General features: G+C 70.7%; 11 protein-coding genes and 4 tRNA genes. 5 read left to right on the forward strand and 10 right to left on the reverse strand.

Translation table 11 applies throughout. The features are described from left to right. The first annotated feature begins 17 nt into the window (after positions 1-17). The 3 genes from B086_RS0110590 to purM all read left to right on the forward strand — a co-directional run bounded on the left by B086_RS0110590 (position 18) and on the right by purM (position 3,714). Complete coding sequence (locus B086_RS0110590; RefSeq protein WP_018566383.1) at positions 18-815, forward strand: maleylpyruvate isomerase family mycothiol-dependent enzyme; 798 nt, start codon at positions 18-20, stop codon at positions 813-815. Between the two features lie 260 nt (positions 816-1,075). Continuing rightward, positions 1,076-2,605: an amidophosphoribosyltransferase gene (purF, locus tag B086_RS0110595; protein ID WP_018566384.1), complete on the forward strand. Its 1,530-nt coding sequence runs from the start codon at positions 1,076-1,078 to the stop codon at positions 2,603-2,605. Positions 2,606-2,649: 44 nt separating this feature from the next. Beyond that, the gene (gene purM / locus B086_RS0110600; RefSeq protein WP_018566385.1) at positions 2,650-3,714 is read left to right on the forward strand and encodes a phosphoribosylformylglycinamidine cyclo-ligase; all 1,065 of its coding nucleotides are present in this window, start codon (positions 2,650-2,652) and stop codon (positions 3,712-3,714) included. Between the two features lie 107 nt (positions 3,715-3,821). On the opposite strand, the gene B086_RS0110605 is transcribed toward purM, so the two are convergent. Next, a complete protein-coding gene (locus B086_RS0110605) occupies positions 3,822-4,076 on the reverse strand; it encodes a DUF3073 domain-containing protein (protein ID WP_018566386.1) in 255 nt (84 codons plus the stop codon). 302 nt (positions 4,077-4,378) lie between these two features. Continuing rightward, a complete protein-coding gene (locus B086_RS0110610; RefSeq protein ID WP_018566387.1) occupies positions 4,379-5,473 on the reverse strand; it encodes a Leu/Phe/Val dehydrogenase in 1,095 nt (364 codons plus the stop codon). A gap of 231 nt (positions 5,474-5,704) precedes the next feature. Between B086_RS0110610 and B086_RS0110615 the strand changes: the two genes are divergently transcribed. Together B086_RS0110615 and bldC are read left to right on the forward strand one after the other, a co-directional pair. Beyond that, entirely contained in the window at positions 5,705-6,589 is an 885-nt protein-coding gene (locus B086_RS0110615; protein WP_018566388.1) for a hypothetical protein, read from the forward strand. A gap of 534 nt (positions 6,590-7,123) precedes the next feature. After that, on the forward strand, positions 7,124-7,330 hold the full coding sequence (bldC, locus tag B086_RS0110625; RefSeq protein ID WP_003949541.1) for a developmental transcriptional regulator BldC: 207 nt from the start codon (positions 7,124-7,126) through the stop codon (positions 7,328-7,330). 466 nt (positions 7,331-7,796) lie between these two features. Here bldC and B086_RS0110630 read toward each other — a convergent pair whose 3' ends face one another. The 8 genes from B086_RS0110630 to B086_RS0110665 all read right to left on the reverse strand — a co-directional run bounded on the left by B086_RS0110630 (position 7,797) and on the right by B086_RS0110665 (position 14,137). Further along, the gene (locus tag B086_RS0110630) at positions 7,797-8,093 is read right to left on the reverse strand and encodes a DUF6274 family protein (RefSeq protein ID WP_018566390.1); all 297 of its coding nucleotides are present in this window, start codon (positions 8,091-8,093) and stop codon (positions 7,797-7,799) included. 217 nt (positions 8,094-8,310) lie between these two features. Further along, positions 8,311-8,385, reverse strand: a tRNA-Asp gene (locus tag B086_RS0110635). 92 nt (positions 8,386-8,477) lie between these two features. After that, positions 8,478-12,467, reverse strand: a complete 3,990-nt coding sequence (gene hrpA, locus B086_RS0110640; protein ID WP_018566391.1) for an ATP-dependent RNA helicase HrpA — start codon at positions 12,465-12,467, stop codon at positions 8,478-8,480. A 103-nt stretch (positions 12,468-12,570) separates the two neighbouring features. Further along, the gene (locus B086_RS0110645) at positions 12,571-12,990 is read right to left on the reverse strand and encodes a hypothetical protein (RefSeq protein WP_018566392.1); all 420 of its coding nucleotides are present in this window, start codon (positions 12,988-12,990) and stop codon (positions 12,571-12,573) included. Between the two features lie 112 nt (positions 12,991-13,102). Then, positions 13,103-13,774 (reverse strand): hypothetical protein, encoded by a 672-nt coding sequence (locus B086_RS0110650; RefSeq protein WP_018566393.1) that lies wholly within the window; start codon positions 13,772-13,774, stop codon positions 13,103-13,105. Positions 13,775-13,852: 78 nt separating this feature from the next. After that, positions 13,853-13,926: transfer RNA gene (locus B086_RS0110655), tRNA-Phe, on the reverse strand. A 24-nt stretch (positions 13,927-13,950) separates the two neighbouring features. Further along, positions 13,951-14,025, reverse strand: a tRNA-Asp gene (locus tag B086_RS0110660). A 39-nt stretch (positions 14,026-14,064) separates the two neighbouring features. After that, positions 14,065-14,137: transfer RNA gene (locus B086_RS0110665), tRNA-Glu, on the reverse strand. Positions 14,138-14,206: the final 69 nt, after the last annotated feature.

Raw genomic sequence — 14,206 nt, forward strand, 5'->3', positions numbered from 1 at the left:
GGCATAGGCTCACCGCCATGCCCCCGGCCAAGAAGCGCACCAGGACCTACGACCCGATCCGGACCCGCACGGCGGTCCTCGCCCAGCTCGACGCCGTACGGGACGCCGTGCGCGGCCTGCCCCCGGAACAGCTCGCGTCGCCCACCCGGCTCGGGGACTGGACGGTCCGGGAACTGATCGCGCACATCGGCATGGCGGCCACCGCGATCGGCCGCGCCCTGGACCTGCCCGAGCCCGCCCGGCAGGACACCGCCCTGCTCGACTGGCCGTTCGCGACCTCGGACAGCGCCCCGGCCATCGACGCGTTCACCCGGCGGATCGCCGCCGAGCACCCCGATCCCGGCGCCTATCTCGACGGTGTGGGGCAGGAGTTGCGCGCCCGGCTGGCCGCCCACCCGGGCAACCGCCTGCTGGCCACCAACGCGGGCGCCCTGCCGCTCGCCGACTACCTCGTCACCCGCGCCGTCGAACTCGTCGTCCACACCGACGACCTGAACGCCGCGGTGCCGGGCCTGGACGTCCCGTACGACCGCCAGGCGCTCGCCGCCGCCACCCGCCTGCTCGCCGACGCCCTGGCCCACAAGGCGCCCGGCGGTTCCACCGAGGTGCGGATCCCGCCGTACGCCGTCGTCCAGTGCGTCGAGGGCCCCCGGCACACCCGCGGCACCCCGCCCAACGTCGTGGAGACCGACCCGCTGACCTGGCTCCGCCTCGCCACCGGCCGCATCGCCTGGCGGGACGCGCTCGCCCGGCCCGGGACCACCGCGAGCGGCGAGCGGGCCGACCTCGGCGGGCTGCTGCCGCTGATGTCCTGAGCCGGTGTCCCGAGCCGATGCGCCGAGGGGCGTTCACGCGCCGCGGGATGTGCGACACCTCACTCGTCCCCGCCCCGACGGCGCCCGTCGTGCGGGACGCGTCAACCGGACGTTCCGCCCATGCCCCCCAGAGTGACCCCTCTGACCTGGGGGAATACCGAGAGTTGGGCAGTGGTCGCAGTCACGGGGCGGGGCGGGGCGATGTTTTTTTGACATTCCCCAATTCGGACCAGTGGTCGACCTCGCCTACACTCGGAGCCGTGCCACGTGGTGACGGTCGACTCAATCACGATCTGCTCCCCGGCGAGAAAGGCCCCCAGGACGCATGCGGCGTCTTCGGTGTCTGGGCTCCGGGCGAAGAGGTCGCAAAGCTCACGTACTTCGGGCTCTACGCCCTCCAGCATCGGGGCCAGGAATCCGCGGGAATCGCGGTCAGCAACGGCTCCCAGATCCTCGTCTTCAAGGACATGGGCCTTGTCTCCCAGGTCTTCGACGAGACCTCGCTCGGTTCGCTCCAGGGTCATATCGCGGTCGGACACGCCCGCTACTCGACCACCGGCGCCTCCGTGTGGGAGAACGCCCAGCCGACGTTCCGCGCCACCGCGCACGGCTCGATCGCGCTCGGCCACAACGGCAACCTGGTCAACACGGCTCAGCTCGCCGAGATGGTCGCCGGCCTGCCCAAGGACACCAACGGCCGCTCGACCCGGGTCGCGGCCACCAACGACACCGACCTGCTGACGGCCCTGCTGGCCGCCCAGGTCGACGCCGACGGCAAGCCGCTGACCATCGAGGAGGCGGCCCACACCGTCCTCCCGCAGGTCAAGGGCGCCTTCAGCCTCGTCTTCATGGACGAGCACACGCTGTACGCCGCCCGCGACCCGCAGGGCATCCGCCCGCTGGTCCTCGGCCGGCTGGAGCGCGGCTGGGTGGTCGCCTCCGAGTCCGCCGCCCTCGACATCTGCGGCGCCAGCTATGTGCGCGAGATCGAGCCGGGCGAGTTCGTCGCCATCGACGAGAACGGCCTCCGGACGTCGCGATTCGCAGAAGCGAAGCCCAAGGGCTGTGTCTTCGAGTACGTCTACCTGGCCCGCCCCGACACCGACATCGCCGGACGCAACGTCTATCTGTCCCGGGTCGAGATGGGCCGCCGGCTGGCGAAGGAGGCCCCCGCCGAGGCCGACCTCGTCATAGCGACGCCGGAGTCCGGCACCCCCGCCGCCATCGGCTACGCGGAGGCGTCCGGCATCCCCTTCGGCGCCGGCCTGGTCAAGAACGCCTATGTCGGACGGACGTTCATCCAGCCCTCGCAGACCATCCGCCAGCTCGGGATCCGGCTGAAGCTGAATCCGCTGAAGGAGGTCATCCGGGGCAAGCGCCTGGTCGTCGTCGACGACTCGATCGTGCGGGGCAACACCCAGCGCGCCCTGGTGCGCATGCTCCGCGAGGCCGGCGCCGCCGAGGTCCACATCCGGATCTCCTCGCCGCCGGTGAAGTGGCCGTGCTTCTTCGGCATCGACTTCGCCACCCGCGCCGAGCTGATCGCCAACGGCATGAGCATCGACGAGATCGGCACCTCGCTGGGCGCCGACTCCCTGGCGTACATCTCCATCGACGGCATGATCGAGGCGACCACCATCGCCAAGCCGAACCTGTGCCGTGCCTGCTTCGACGGCGAGTACCCGATGGAACTCCCCGACCCGGAGCTGCTCGGCAAGCAGCTGCTGGAGACCGAGCTGGCCGCAGGGCCCGCCGCCACGGCCGCGGCCGACGCCATCCGTCGCCCGTAGTCAGCCCGTCACACCCGCAGTACGACACGAAAGTTCTCATCGTCATGTCTGAGACCACCGGGGCCAGCTACGCAGCGGCGGGCGTCGACATCGAAGCGGGCGACCGCGCCGTCGAGCTGATGAAGGAGTGGGTGAAGAAGACGCGGCGCCCCGAGGTCCTCGGCGGCCTCGGCGGCTTCGCCGGCCTCTTCGACGCCTCCGCCCTCAAGCGCTACGAGCGCCCCCTGCTCGCCTCCGCCACCGACGGCGTCGGCACCAAGGTCGATCTCGCCCGCCGCCTGGGCGTGTACGACACCATCGGCCACGACCTGGTCGCCATGGTCATGGACGACATCGTGGTCTGCGGCGCCGAACCGCTGTTCATGACCGACTACATCTGCGTCGGCAAGGTCCACCCCGAGCGGGTCGCCGCCATCGTCAAGGGCATCGCGGAGGGCTGTGTCCTGGCCGGCTGCGCCCTGGTGGGCGGCGAGACGGCCGAGCACCCCGGTCTGCTCGGCGAGGACGACTTCGACGTCGCCGGTGCCGGTACGGGCGTGGTGGAGGCCGACCGGCTGCTCGGCCCCGACCGCATCCGCGAGGGCGACGCGGTGATCGCCCTGGCGGCCTCCGGACTTCACTCCAACGGGTACTCGCTGGTGCGGCACGTGCTGCTCGATCGGGCGGGTCTGTCCCTGGACGCGCACATCGAGGACTTCGGCCGCACCCTCGGCGAGGAGCTGCTGGAGCCGACCAAGATCTACTCGCTGGACTGCCTGGCGCTGACCCGGACCACCGAGGTGCACGCCTTCAGCCACATCACCGGCGGCGGGCTGGCCGCCAACCTGGCCCGGGTGATCCCGGACACACTGCACGCCGTGGTCGACCGCTCCACCTGGACCCCGGCCCCGGTCTTCGACCTGGTCGGCCGGAGCGGTGACGTGGAGCGGCTGGAGCTGGAGAAGACCCTGAACATGGGCGTGGGCATGATCGCGGTCGTGCCGCAGGAGTCGGCGGACGCGGCCCTGACCACGCTCGCCGACCGCGGAGTCGACGCCTGGGTCGCCGGTGAGATCACCGCCCGGGGCGAGCACACCACGGGTGCGGCCCTGGTGGGCGACCACGCCTGAGCGGCCGGTACGGGCAGCACAAAACCCGGTCCGGCGCTGGAAGCACCGGACCGGGTGAGTGAAGGACCCTGGCGACGCGCGTGGGACGGCAGAACCGACCGCGGATGTCAGGCGCCGCGACGGTGTTGTGAGGAGTCGCCGCGCTCGTCCTCGTCGTCGTCCTCATAGAGGTCGGCGTACCGTGCGTACAGGTCGTCGTCTTGCTCATCGTCCTCGAAACGGTCGCCGTTAGTCGGCGGCGCCGGATTCGACGTCGATGCGCCCAGCTCCTCGGCCAGGCGTGAGAGGTCAGTCCCACCGCTGTTGTACTTCAGCTGGCGGGCGACCTTCGTCTGCTTGGCCTTGGCCCGGCCGCGCCCCATGGCTCGACCCCCTCAACGACGGGGCTCAACGGCCCCAGAGTCTGACACGCGTTCATGATCTGGAACGGGCTCTCCGCAGAGAGACCGGTCCGTAGGGCTTCCACGGTACCTGAGCCCGCGGCCATACGGTACGTCGCCCGCAGGACGCGCGTGTGCGCAGAACCTTCGAGGAGCCCCGTCCTCGCTGGTCAGTGGCGATTTTAACCACTTATCGGGGAGCGACCCGCCGGTGGAAGTGACAGTTCTCTCCACCCGGCCACCGGCAGGTACCACCCGGACACGCCCCGTCGAGGGGCCCGCGGTCACCGTGCGGCGCGCGCGTCCGCCATCCGCTGCTCGGCGATCCGGTCGGCCGCCGCGGCCGGCGGGATGCCATCCTCCTTTGCACGTGCGAAGATCGCGAGCGTGGTGTCGAAGATCTTCGCGGCCTGCGCCCGGCACCGGTCGAAGTCGAAGCCGTGCAGCTCGTCGGCCACCTGGATGACCCCGCCCGCGTTCACCACGTAGTCCGGCGCGTAGAGGATGCCGCGGTCGGCAAGGTCCTTCTCGACGCCGGGGTGCGCGAGCTGGTTGTTGGCCGCCCCGCACACCACCGCGGCGGTCAGCGCCGGCACCGAGTCGTCGTTCAGGGCGCCGCCGAGCGCGCAGGGGGCGTAGATGTCGACCCCCTCGGTGCGGATCAGGGCGTCGGTGTCGGCGGCGCGGGCCACCTCGGGGTGCGCGGCGACGATCCGGTCCACGGCCTCGGCCCGCACATCCGTGATCACGACCTCGGCGCCCTCGTCCAGCAGGTGCCGCACCAGGTGGTGCCCGACCTTGCCCACGCCCGCCACGCCCACCTTGCGGCCGCGCAGCGTCGGGTCGCCCCACAGGTGCTGGGCGCTGGCCCGCATGCCCTGGTAGACACCGAAGGCGGTGAGCACCGAGGAGTCGCCCGCGCCGCCGTTCTCCGGGGAGCGGCCGGTGGTCCAGCGGCACTCGCGCGCCACCACGTCCATGTCGGCGACGTACGTGCCGACGTCGCACGCGGTGACGTAGCGCCCGCCGAGCGAGGCCACACAGCGCCCGTAGGCGAGCAGCAGCTCCTCGGTCTTGACCAGCTCCGGGTCGCCGATGATCACGGCCTTGCCGCCACCGTGGCCGAGACCGGCCATGGCGTTCTTGTACGACATGCCGCGGGCGAGGTTCAGCGCGTCGGCGACGGCCTCGCCCTCGCTCGCGTACGGGTAGAAGCGGGTACCGCCGAGCGCGGGTCCGAGGGCGGTGGAGTGGATGGCGATGACGGCCTTGAGGCCGCTGGCACGGTCCTGACAGAGCACGACCTGTTCGTGGCCCCCCTGCTCCGAGTGGAACAGGGTGTGCAGTACGTCAGCGTGCGCGCCGGTTACGTCGGTCACGGTGGTGACTCCCAGGTAAGTAGCGGCGGGTGGTGTCGCGGTCCCGTGCGGGTGGCGGGGCCGTGGCAGGAGATTAGACCCTGGCCGCCCCCGCCACCGGCGCAGTGGTCGGGATCACCCTCCCTAGAGGTACCTTCCGACCCGGGCGTGGGACGATTTGCCGTGGTTTTCCGTCCGTCCGGGCGCGGTCCGGGCGGGTTTCGCGCCCGGCGGGCTGGGGAGGGAGCAGGCGTGCCCAAGGTGTCGTCCGTGGTCGTCCCGTACGCGACCTATCTGCGCGTCTACGAGCCGCTGGCCGCCTTCCCGGAGCCGGAGCGCAGCCACTGGGCGCGTTACGCCCGCCGCCCCGGCCGGCCCTCCTACCAGGACGAACTGCGCCGCTCGCTGGCCGATCTGCTGCCCACCCCGCCGGTGGCGGTGCCGGTGCACGAGAGCGGGGACGCGTTCGTGCTCGACGTCGACGGGGTGGTGTGCGTCTGCCCCTGGCGGACCCGGCTGCGCGGCTGGCAGGCCCTGGACGGTCTGGCCGAGGACCTTCCCGCGGTGGTCCTGGACGCGGTGCTGCCCCCGCTCGTGCGCCGCCAGGCCGCCCAGGACTACGAGCGCTGGCTGGCCCGGAACCCGGACGCCCGCCCCTGGATCCGCACCTCCACCTGGCAGGTGCCGATCAACTGGTTCGTGCTGGTCTCCGACGAGGAGCGGGAGTACGTCAAGGGGGTGGGCGGCGCGGCGGCCGGGGCGCGGGACGCGGCGGCCGCCTTCGGGGACGAGCAGCCCTCGCTGCGCTACCGGACGCCGATGGTGCAGGCCCGGCGGCGGGTGGCGCGGGCGCTGCGCGCGCTGCGCGAGGCCGTCGACGAGGGGCCGCTGATCGACGGGCTGGTGGACGTGGGCCGCTGGCTGGAGGAGTTCCACCCGCGCTCGCTGGTGGAGCTGGACTACGGCGGTCTGGTGCATGTGCTGCCGGCCGGTGAGCTGGAGGGCGACCACTCGGCCGCGGACGTGGCCGAGGGCGTCGAGGCGCTGCGCCGGGGGGACGGGGCGGCGGCCGCGGAGGCGTACGGACGGCTCGTGGAGCGGTGGCGCGCGGTGCGTGACCGGCGGTCGGCCAACTGACGCTGTGTCAGAGAGTGACCTGCATCACGGCTCGAAAGGCGTCGAACAGCGTACGGTCAAGGGTCTTTAGCGGAGCTGACGGGACGTACGGCACGATCCGGGCGTATGTGTCAAGGGTGATGGACTGCACTTACCTGACCCTTGCCTAGGTTGCCCCCCCTCATGCCAAAATAGGACAAGGAGTCCGGGGAGGGCTCCTTCCGCCCGCTTATGCTCCGTCTTGGGTGGGATCTCAGCATTGCACGCTTTGGGGGGTCTGGTGACTTCCTGATCGCCCTGTGACTGATCGTCACAGTGGTGTGACTGTCCGCTATGGCATGGTCCATCGGCATCCGTCGCTGATGAACACCTGGGAGGGCAATTCCATCGGTTTGGCCGACGCGGCTGGACAGATGGTGTAGTTGTAGTGCCGAGGACAAGCCGTTCGTCCTATAACCGACTCGACTCGCGTCCGCCATTTCGGGCAACGCGGGTCAAGGTGCAGAATTTAGAGGAAAGAACCGAGAAGGTTCGGTTCTCCCGAGGAGGCCGCTCATGACCGCTCGCACCCCTGATGCCGAGCCGCTGCTGACCCCGGCTGAGGTCGCCACCATGTTCCGCGTCGACCCCAAGACGGTCACGCGCTGGGCGAAGGCCGGCAAGCTCACGTCGATCCGCACGCTCGGCGGGCACCGCCGCTACCGCGAGGCCGAGGTCCGCGCTCTGCTCGCGGGCATCCCGCAGCAGCGCAGCGAGGCCTGAACAACTTCATAACCGGGCAAACCGGCTGGTCCCCCAACCAGTCGTCGCGTCCGGGACCAACAGCTCCAAGCGACGCGGGTCCTGCCCCAACAGGTCCCACGCCCAAGCCTTCAGAGCTTTGTCGGGCAAGTGCACAGGGTGCGTCGTCGATCGCGCTGGACTCCGCCGGGTCCAGCGCGATCTTTTTTGTGCGGTCGGCGGGGGTGCGGACCGGGCCGGTGAGCGGCCTTGTCCGAGGCTGGGGAGGCGTGTCGGATCCCTGGCGGTGAGCCCTGGAGTGCGGTGCAATTGCACATATTAAATTGACTGCTTGTAGGCGGGGTGTAAGGACGGGGCTTTCACAAACTCGTGCGGTGACACCCGTCACATTGCAAGGCGCTTGTTGCCGACCCTCGCCGTGCGCTAAAGGAGCCTCCGGTCTCATCGCGCCCTGCGCGGACGGGAGTTCGGGAGCCGGGGCGTTCGCTCACGCGGTCGAGGGGTGGTCGGGTTCCACGGCCTCCGGCGCGCCGGGCGCCTCCGGCGGTTCCAGCACCTCGACCGCCTCCCGGGGCGCCAGAGCGCCGCTCAGGGGCTTCTGCCGGGCGTCGGGGAACTGCGGGGCCTTCGCCGCGGCGGCCGGCGGCCGCCGCGCGCTCTCCATCGCCAGCCGCAGCAGCCGGTGGCAGGCGGGGCAGCGGCTGGTGAGATGGCCGTACGAGGACGCGGCCGCGAGGTGCGCGCGGAGGAGCGCCCGGGTCTCGTGCCTGGCCGACGCCGCCATACGCCACCTCCAGCGGTCCGTGCCGCAACGGACCCTGCCTCTGGGGTACCGAGGGAATGTGACTCCGTCAAGAGACCGCGGAGCGGGCCGCGTCGGCGCGGAGGACGGCGCGGGCACGGCCTGCCGCGTACCCGAGGGGTGCGGCGGGCGCGGCCTGCGGGGTCGTGTGCCCGGATACGAAGAAGGCCCGCATCCACCGGGATGCGGGCCCTACTTGCGGTCCTGACGGGATTTGAACCCGCGGCCTCCACCTTGACAGGGTGGCGAGCACTCCAAGCTGCTCCACAGGACCTTGTTCGCGGCGCCGAACTCGCGTTGCGCTGCGAGAAGAGACTCTACAGGAGGCGGGCCGCCTGGTCGAACTCACTCAGTGTGCCGACGGCATCACGGTGCCGCGGCGTCGATCGCCTTCACGATCCGCTTGTCGGAGACGGGGTACGCCGTGCCCAGCGCGTGCGCGAAGTAGCTGACCCGCAGCTCCTCCAGCATCCAGCGGATGTCGCGCACCTGCTGCGGCACCGGGCGGCCCTGCGGCAGCTGCTCCAGCAGCCACGCGTACTCGTCGCGCATCTCCCGGACCTTCTCCATGCGCGTGGTGTCCCGCTGGACGTTGGTCGGCATCTGCTGGAGCCGCCGGTCCGCCGCGACCAGATAGCGCATCAGGTCGGGCAGCCGCCGTATCCCCGCCTCGGTGACGAAGCCGGGCTTCACGAGGGCGTCCAACTGCTGCCGTACGTCCGTCAGATTGGCCAGCAGCGCGGGGCTGCGGACCGCCTTGAGGCGGCGTTCGCACGCCTGCCAGGCGGCCAGCACCTGCTGCACCTGGCCCACGGTCCGTACGGTCAGGTCCACGATCTCGGACCGTACTTTGTCGTAGAGCTTGCGGTACGACTCCTCGTCCCAGGCCGGTCCGCCGAAGTCGGCGATCAGCCGGTCCGCCGCCGCCGTGGCGCAGTCGTCGAACAGGGCCTGGATCGACCCGTGCGGATTGGCCGACAGACCGATCTTCTGCTGGTTGGTCAGCTTCTCGGACGCGAACTTCGCCGGGTTCACCGGGATGTTGCGCAGGATCAGCCGGCGCGTGCCCCGCCACATGGCCTCGGCCTGCTCCGCCTCGGTGTCGAAGAGCCGCACCGAGACGGTGCCCGCCGCCGGTCCGTCGTCCACCAGCGCCGGGTACGCCTTCACCGGCTGGCCGGCCCGGCGGGTCTCGAAGACCCGGGTGAGCGAGCCGATCGTCCAGTCGGTCAGCCCCGAGCGCTCCAGCGACTCGCCGCCGCTGCGCTCCGCGGTCGCCGCGGCGGCCTGGGACAGGGCCTGGCGCGCCTTCGGCCGGAGCTTCAGCTTGAGCGCTTCGAGGTCCTTGTCCTCGGCCAGCTTGCGGCGCCGCTCGTCGACGATCCGGAAGGTGATCTTCAGATGGTCGGGGACCTTCGCCCAGTCGAAGTCCTCGGCCTCGAACGGCACCCCGACCCTGCGCTTCAGCTCGCGCGCCATGGTCGTGGTCAGCGGCTCCTGGAGGGGCACCGCCTGCTCCAGGAACGCCTTCGCGTAGTTGGGCGCGGGGACGTAGTGCCGGCGGATCGGCTTGGGCAGCGAGCGGATCAGCTCGGTGACGACCTCCTCGCGCAGGCCCGGGATCTGCCAGTCGAAGCCCTCGTCGGTGACCTGGTTGAGCACCTGGAGCGGGATGTGGACGGTCACTCCGTCCGCGTCCGCGCCCGGTTCGAACTGGTAGGTCACCCGGAACTTCAGCGCGCCCTGGCGCCAGCAGTCCGGGTAGTCGGCCTTGGTGACCGCCTGCGCCGACTCCCGGACGAGCATCTCCCGCTCGAAGTCCAGGAAGTCGGGCTGCTCGTGCCGCTTGTGCTTCCACCAGGAGTCGAAGTGGGCGCCGGAGACGACGTGCTCGGGCACCCGCTGGTCGTAGAAGTCGTACAGCGTCTCGTCGTCGACGACGATGTCCCGGCGCCGGGCGCGGTGCTCCAGCTCCTCGACCTCGCTGAGCAGTCTGCGGTTGTCGGCGAAGAACTTGTGGTGGGTGCGCCAGTCGCCCTCCACCAGGGCGTTGCGGATGAACAGCTCACGGCTGGCCTCCGCGTCGATCCGGCCGTAGTTGACCTTCCGCTGGGCCACGATCGGCACGCCGTACAGCGTCACCTTCTCGTACGCCATCACCGCGGCCTGGTCCTTCTCCCAGTGCGGTTCGCTGTACGTCCGCTTCAGCAGGTGGCCGGCCAGCGGCTCGACCCACTCGGGCTCGATCTTCGCGTTGACCCGCGCCCACAGGCGGGAGGTCTCGACGAGCTCGGCGGACATCACGAACCGCGGCGGCTTCCTGAACAGCGCGGAGCCGGGGAAGATCGCGAACTTGGCGTTGCGGGCGCCCAGGTACTCGCCCCGGCCGCCGTCCCTGCGGCCCTGCTGCGGTGCGGAGTCCTTGGACTCCTTCACGTCCTTCATGCCGATGTGCGAGAGCAGACCGGCCAGCAGGGAGACATGGACGCGGTCGCCGGGGGCGTCGTCCTCGTTGAGGTGGATGCCCATCTGCTTGGCGACCGTGCGCAGCTGGGAGTAGATGTCCTGCCATTCGCGGATGCGCAGGAAGTTGAGGTACTCCTGCTTGCACATCCGGCGGAAGGACGACGAGCCGCGCTCCTTCTGCTGCTCGCGCAGATAGCGCCAGAGGTTGAGGAAGGCGAGGAAGTCGCTGGACTCGTCCCGGAAGCGGGCGTGCTGCTGGTCGGCCTGGGCCTGCTTGTCGGCGGGGCGCTCGCGCGGGTCCTGGATGGACAGCGCGGCGGCGATCACCATGACCTCGCGCGCGCAGCCGTTCTTGTCGGCCTCCAGGACCATCCGGGCAAGACGCGGGTCGACGGGGAGCTGGGCCAGCTTGCGGCCGGTCTGGGTGAGCCGCTTGCGCGGGTCCTTCTGCGCCGGGTCGAGCGCGCCCAGCTCCTGGAGGAGCTGCACGCCGTCGCGGATGTTGCGGTGGTCCGGCGGGTCGATGAACGGGAACTTCTCGATGTCGCCGAGGCCGGCCGCGGTCATCTGGAGGATGACGGAGGCGAGGTTGGTGCGCAGGATCTCCGCGTCGGTGAACTCCGGGCGGGCCAGGAAGTCGTCCTCGCCGTAGAGCCGGATGCAGATGCCGTCGGACGTACGCCCGCAGCGGCCCTTGCGCTGGTTGGCGCTGGCCTGCGAGACCGGCTCGATGGGCAGCCGCTGCACCTTGGTGCGATGGCTGTAGCGGGAGATCCGGGCGAAGCCGGGGTCGATGACGTACTTGATGCCGGGGACCGTCAGGGAGGTCTCGGCGACGTTGGTGGCGAGCACGATCCGGCGGCCGGTGTGCTGCTGGAAGACGCGGTGCTGCTCGGCGTGCGAGAGGCGCGCGTACAGCGGCAGCACCTCGGTGGAGCGGTACTGCTTCTTGGTGAGCGCGTCGGCGGTGTCGCGGATCTCCCGCTCGCCGGAGAGGAAGACCAGGATGTCGCCGGAGCCCTCGGCCATCAGCTCCTCGACGGCGTCGGTGATCGCGGTGATCTGGTCGCGGTCGGCGTCCTCGGAGTCCTCCTCCAGGAGCGGCCGGTAGCGCACCTCCACCGGGTACGTCCGCCCGCTGACCTCGACGATCGGGGCGTCGCCGAAGTGCCGGGAGAACCGCTCGGGGTCGATGGTCGCCGAGGTGATGACGACCTTCAGATCGGGCCGCTTCGGCAGCAGCTGGGCGAGATAGCCCAGCAGGAAGTCGATGTTGAGGGACCGCTCGTGGGCCTCGTCGATGATGATCGTGTCGTAGGCGCGCAGCTCGCGGTCGGTCTGGATCTCGGCGAGCAGGATGCCGTCCGTCATCAGCTTGACGAAGGTGGCGTCCGGGTCGACCTGGTCGGTGAACCGCACCTTCCAGCCGACGGCCTCGCCGAGCGGTGTGTCCAGCTCCTCGGCGACCCGCTCGGCGACCGTGCGGGCGGCGATCCGGCGGGGCTGGGTGTGCCCGATCATGCCGCGCACGCCCCGGCCCAGCTCCATGCAGATCTTCGGGATCTGCGTGGTCTTCCCGGACCCGGTCTCACCGGCGACGATGACGACCTGGTGGTCGCGGATCGCCGTGGCGATCTCGTCCTTCTTCTGGCTGACCGGCAGTTGCGCGGGGTAGGTGACGGCGGGCACGCGCGAGCGCCGCTCGGCCATGCGCCGCGCGGCCTTGTCGGCCTCGGCGTCGATCTCGGCCAGGACGGCGGCGCGCGCCTCGGGCTTGCGGATCTTGCGCGCGCCCTCGAGCCTGCGCCCGAGCCGGTGCGCGTCACGCAGCGTCAGCTCGGTCAGACGGGTGGCGAGGGCGCCGAGGGCGGGGGCGGGATGCGTAGACATACGCATCCCAGGATCTCACCTCGGGGAAATCTCGCGCGAATGATTTGTCCGGCCGCGGCGGACGGGAAGGAGACCGGCCGGGGCCGGACGCGGGCGGCCGGGGTCAGCAGGTGCGGTGGCCCTGCTTGAACCCGGACTTGAAGCCGTCCTTGTAACCGCGGTTGTAGTCCTTCCCGGAGTCCTTCTTGAGATCCTTCCTGGCGTCCTGCTTCAGGTCCTTGTGCAGGTCCTGCTGGAGGGCGGCGGGCTTCATGTGGTCGCCGGGGAACGAGCGCCCGTCGTGGTCCCCGCGTCCGTTGTGGTCGCAGCCGCGGTGGCCCTGTTTGAAGCCGTCCTTGAAGCCGTCCTTGAAGCCGCGCTGGTAGTCCCGGTCGGACCGGGGGACCTTGGCGCTGGTGCTGGCGTGGGTCTCGCTCGGCGCCGCGGCGGCTGCCTGCTGGAAGCTCACCGGGCCGAGAACGACCGATGCGGCGATGAGGGCCGAGCCCAGAACGACGGCCCTTCGTCGGTGCGTGGCGGACATGAGTGCCCCCTAGGGTCGGTGGGGCGAGGGATCGATGAGTGGCCTATGTGGCCTTTCTCACGTTTCACGCTAGTCCGTTGTGGGGAGGACGCAACCGCGGCAGCGGCCTTCGCTACTGCGGCGTGGGGCGCAGCAGTCCGAGGACGGCCTGCTCGGACCACTGCCCCGCCGCACCCGGACAGGCGGCGAGGTACGAGGCGACCGCGTCGGTGTCCCAGACGCCGGCCGACAGCAGCCCGTCGGCCAGGAGCCGGAGATAGGCGGCCGACGGCGCGTTCCAAGGCACCTCGTCCATCGCCCAGGGCGCGGTGAACGTGAGGACGGGCAGCCCCTCCAGCCGCCCCGCGCAGACCAGGGTCTCGTAGCGGCCCCGGCCCAGCACGGACCGGCCGCGGGTGAGCGCGTCGGCCAGGTCGAGGCGCCCGCCGGGCTCCCGGTACATCTCCTGGGCGGCGACATCGGAGAACTGCTCGGCCGACAGCAGGTGCGCCCTGGCCAGGACGCGCCCCTGGGCCCGTGGGTCGTAGAAGGCCCGGCCGCCGCCCCACACCGGCGACTCGGTGGCGAAGTAGAGGGCGCCGGTGAGCTCGACGGCGAGGGACCGGGCGGGCAGTCGCGGGTCACGGCATCCCGGGCAGTCCCGTCCGGCCCCCGGCGGACGGCCGCCGCGCAGATAGAAGGCGAGCCGGTCCAGCTGCATGTTCGAGCCGTAGGAGGTGTACCAGACCTGCTCCGGGCTCGGGTCGGTCGGCCGCACCGGGTCGATGGGGTGCAGAGCTTTCACGCCGGTCCGCTCCTCACACACGAACGAGCCCCCCTCCGAGGACTTCGGAGAGGGGCTCGATGCCCTGAAGGGCTGCGGTGGCTGGGGCCGGGGTCGAACCGGCGACCTATCGCTTTTCAGGCGATCGCTCGTACCAACTGAGCTACCCAGCCACGAGGTTTCACGTGAAACCTCAGCGGTCCTGACGGGATTTGAACCCGCGGCCTCCACCTTGACAGGGTGGCGAGCACTCCAAGCTGCTCCACAGGACCAAGCTGTTTGTGTGCAACAGTGTCGCACACGATCTTGCGTGCCCCCAACGGGATTCGAACCCGTGCTACCGCCTTGAAAGGGCGGCGTCCTAGGCCGCTAGACGATGAGGGCTATCGGCCCGCCTGGGCGCTTCTCAGCGCGTCGGGGACGTGAGAAGCATATGGGATGCCGGGGGGTATC

This window comes from Streptomyces sp. PsTaAH-124 (assembly GCF_000373685.1).
In the GTDB taxonomy this organism is placed as follows: Bacteria; Actinomycetota; Actinomycetes; order Streptomycetales; family Streptomycetaceae; genus Streptomyces; species Streptomyces andamanensis.

What these genes read in the sequence shown, in the direction of transcription:
- B086_RS0110605 (WP_018566386.1), bottom strand. Translation starts at nt 4,076, where the DNA reads ATGGGGCGCGGCCGGGCCAAGGCCAAGCAGACGAAGGTCGCCCGCCAG.
- B086_RS0110630 (WP_018566390.1), bottom strand. Translation starts at nt 8,093, where the DNA reads ATGGCGGCGTCGGCCAGGCACGAGACCCGGGCGCTCCTCCGCGCGCAC.
- bldC (WP_003949541.1), top strand. Translation starts at nt 7,124, where the DNA reads ATGACCGCTCGCACCCCTGATGCCGAGCCGCTGCTGACCCCGGCTGAG.
- purM (WP_018566385.1), top strand. Translation starts at nt 2,650, where the DNA reads ATGTCTGAGACCACCGGGGCCAGCTACGCAGCGGCGGGCGTCGACATC.
- B086_RS0110590 (WP_018566383.1), top strand. Translation starts at nt 18, where the DNA reads ATGCCCCCGGCCAAGAAGCGCACCAGGACCTACGACCCGATCCGGACC.
- B086_RS0110645 (WP_018566392.1), bottom strand. Translation starts at nt 12,990, where the DNA reads ATGTCCGCCACGCACCGACGAAGGGCCGTCGTTCTGGGCTCGGCCCTC.
- hrpA (WP_018566391.1), bottom strand. Translation starts at nt 12,467, where the DNA reads ATGTCTACGCATCCCGCCCCCGCCCTCGGCGCCCTCGCCACCCGTCTG.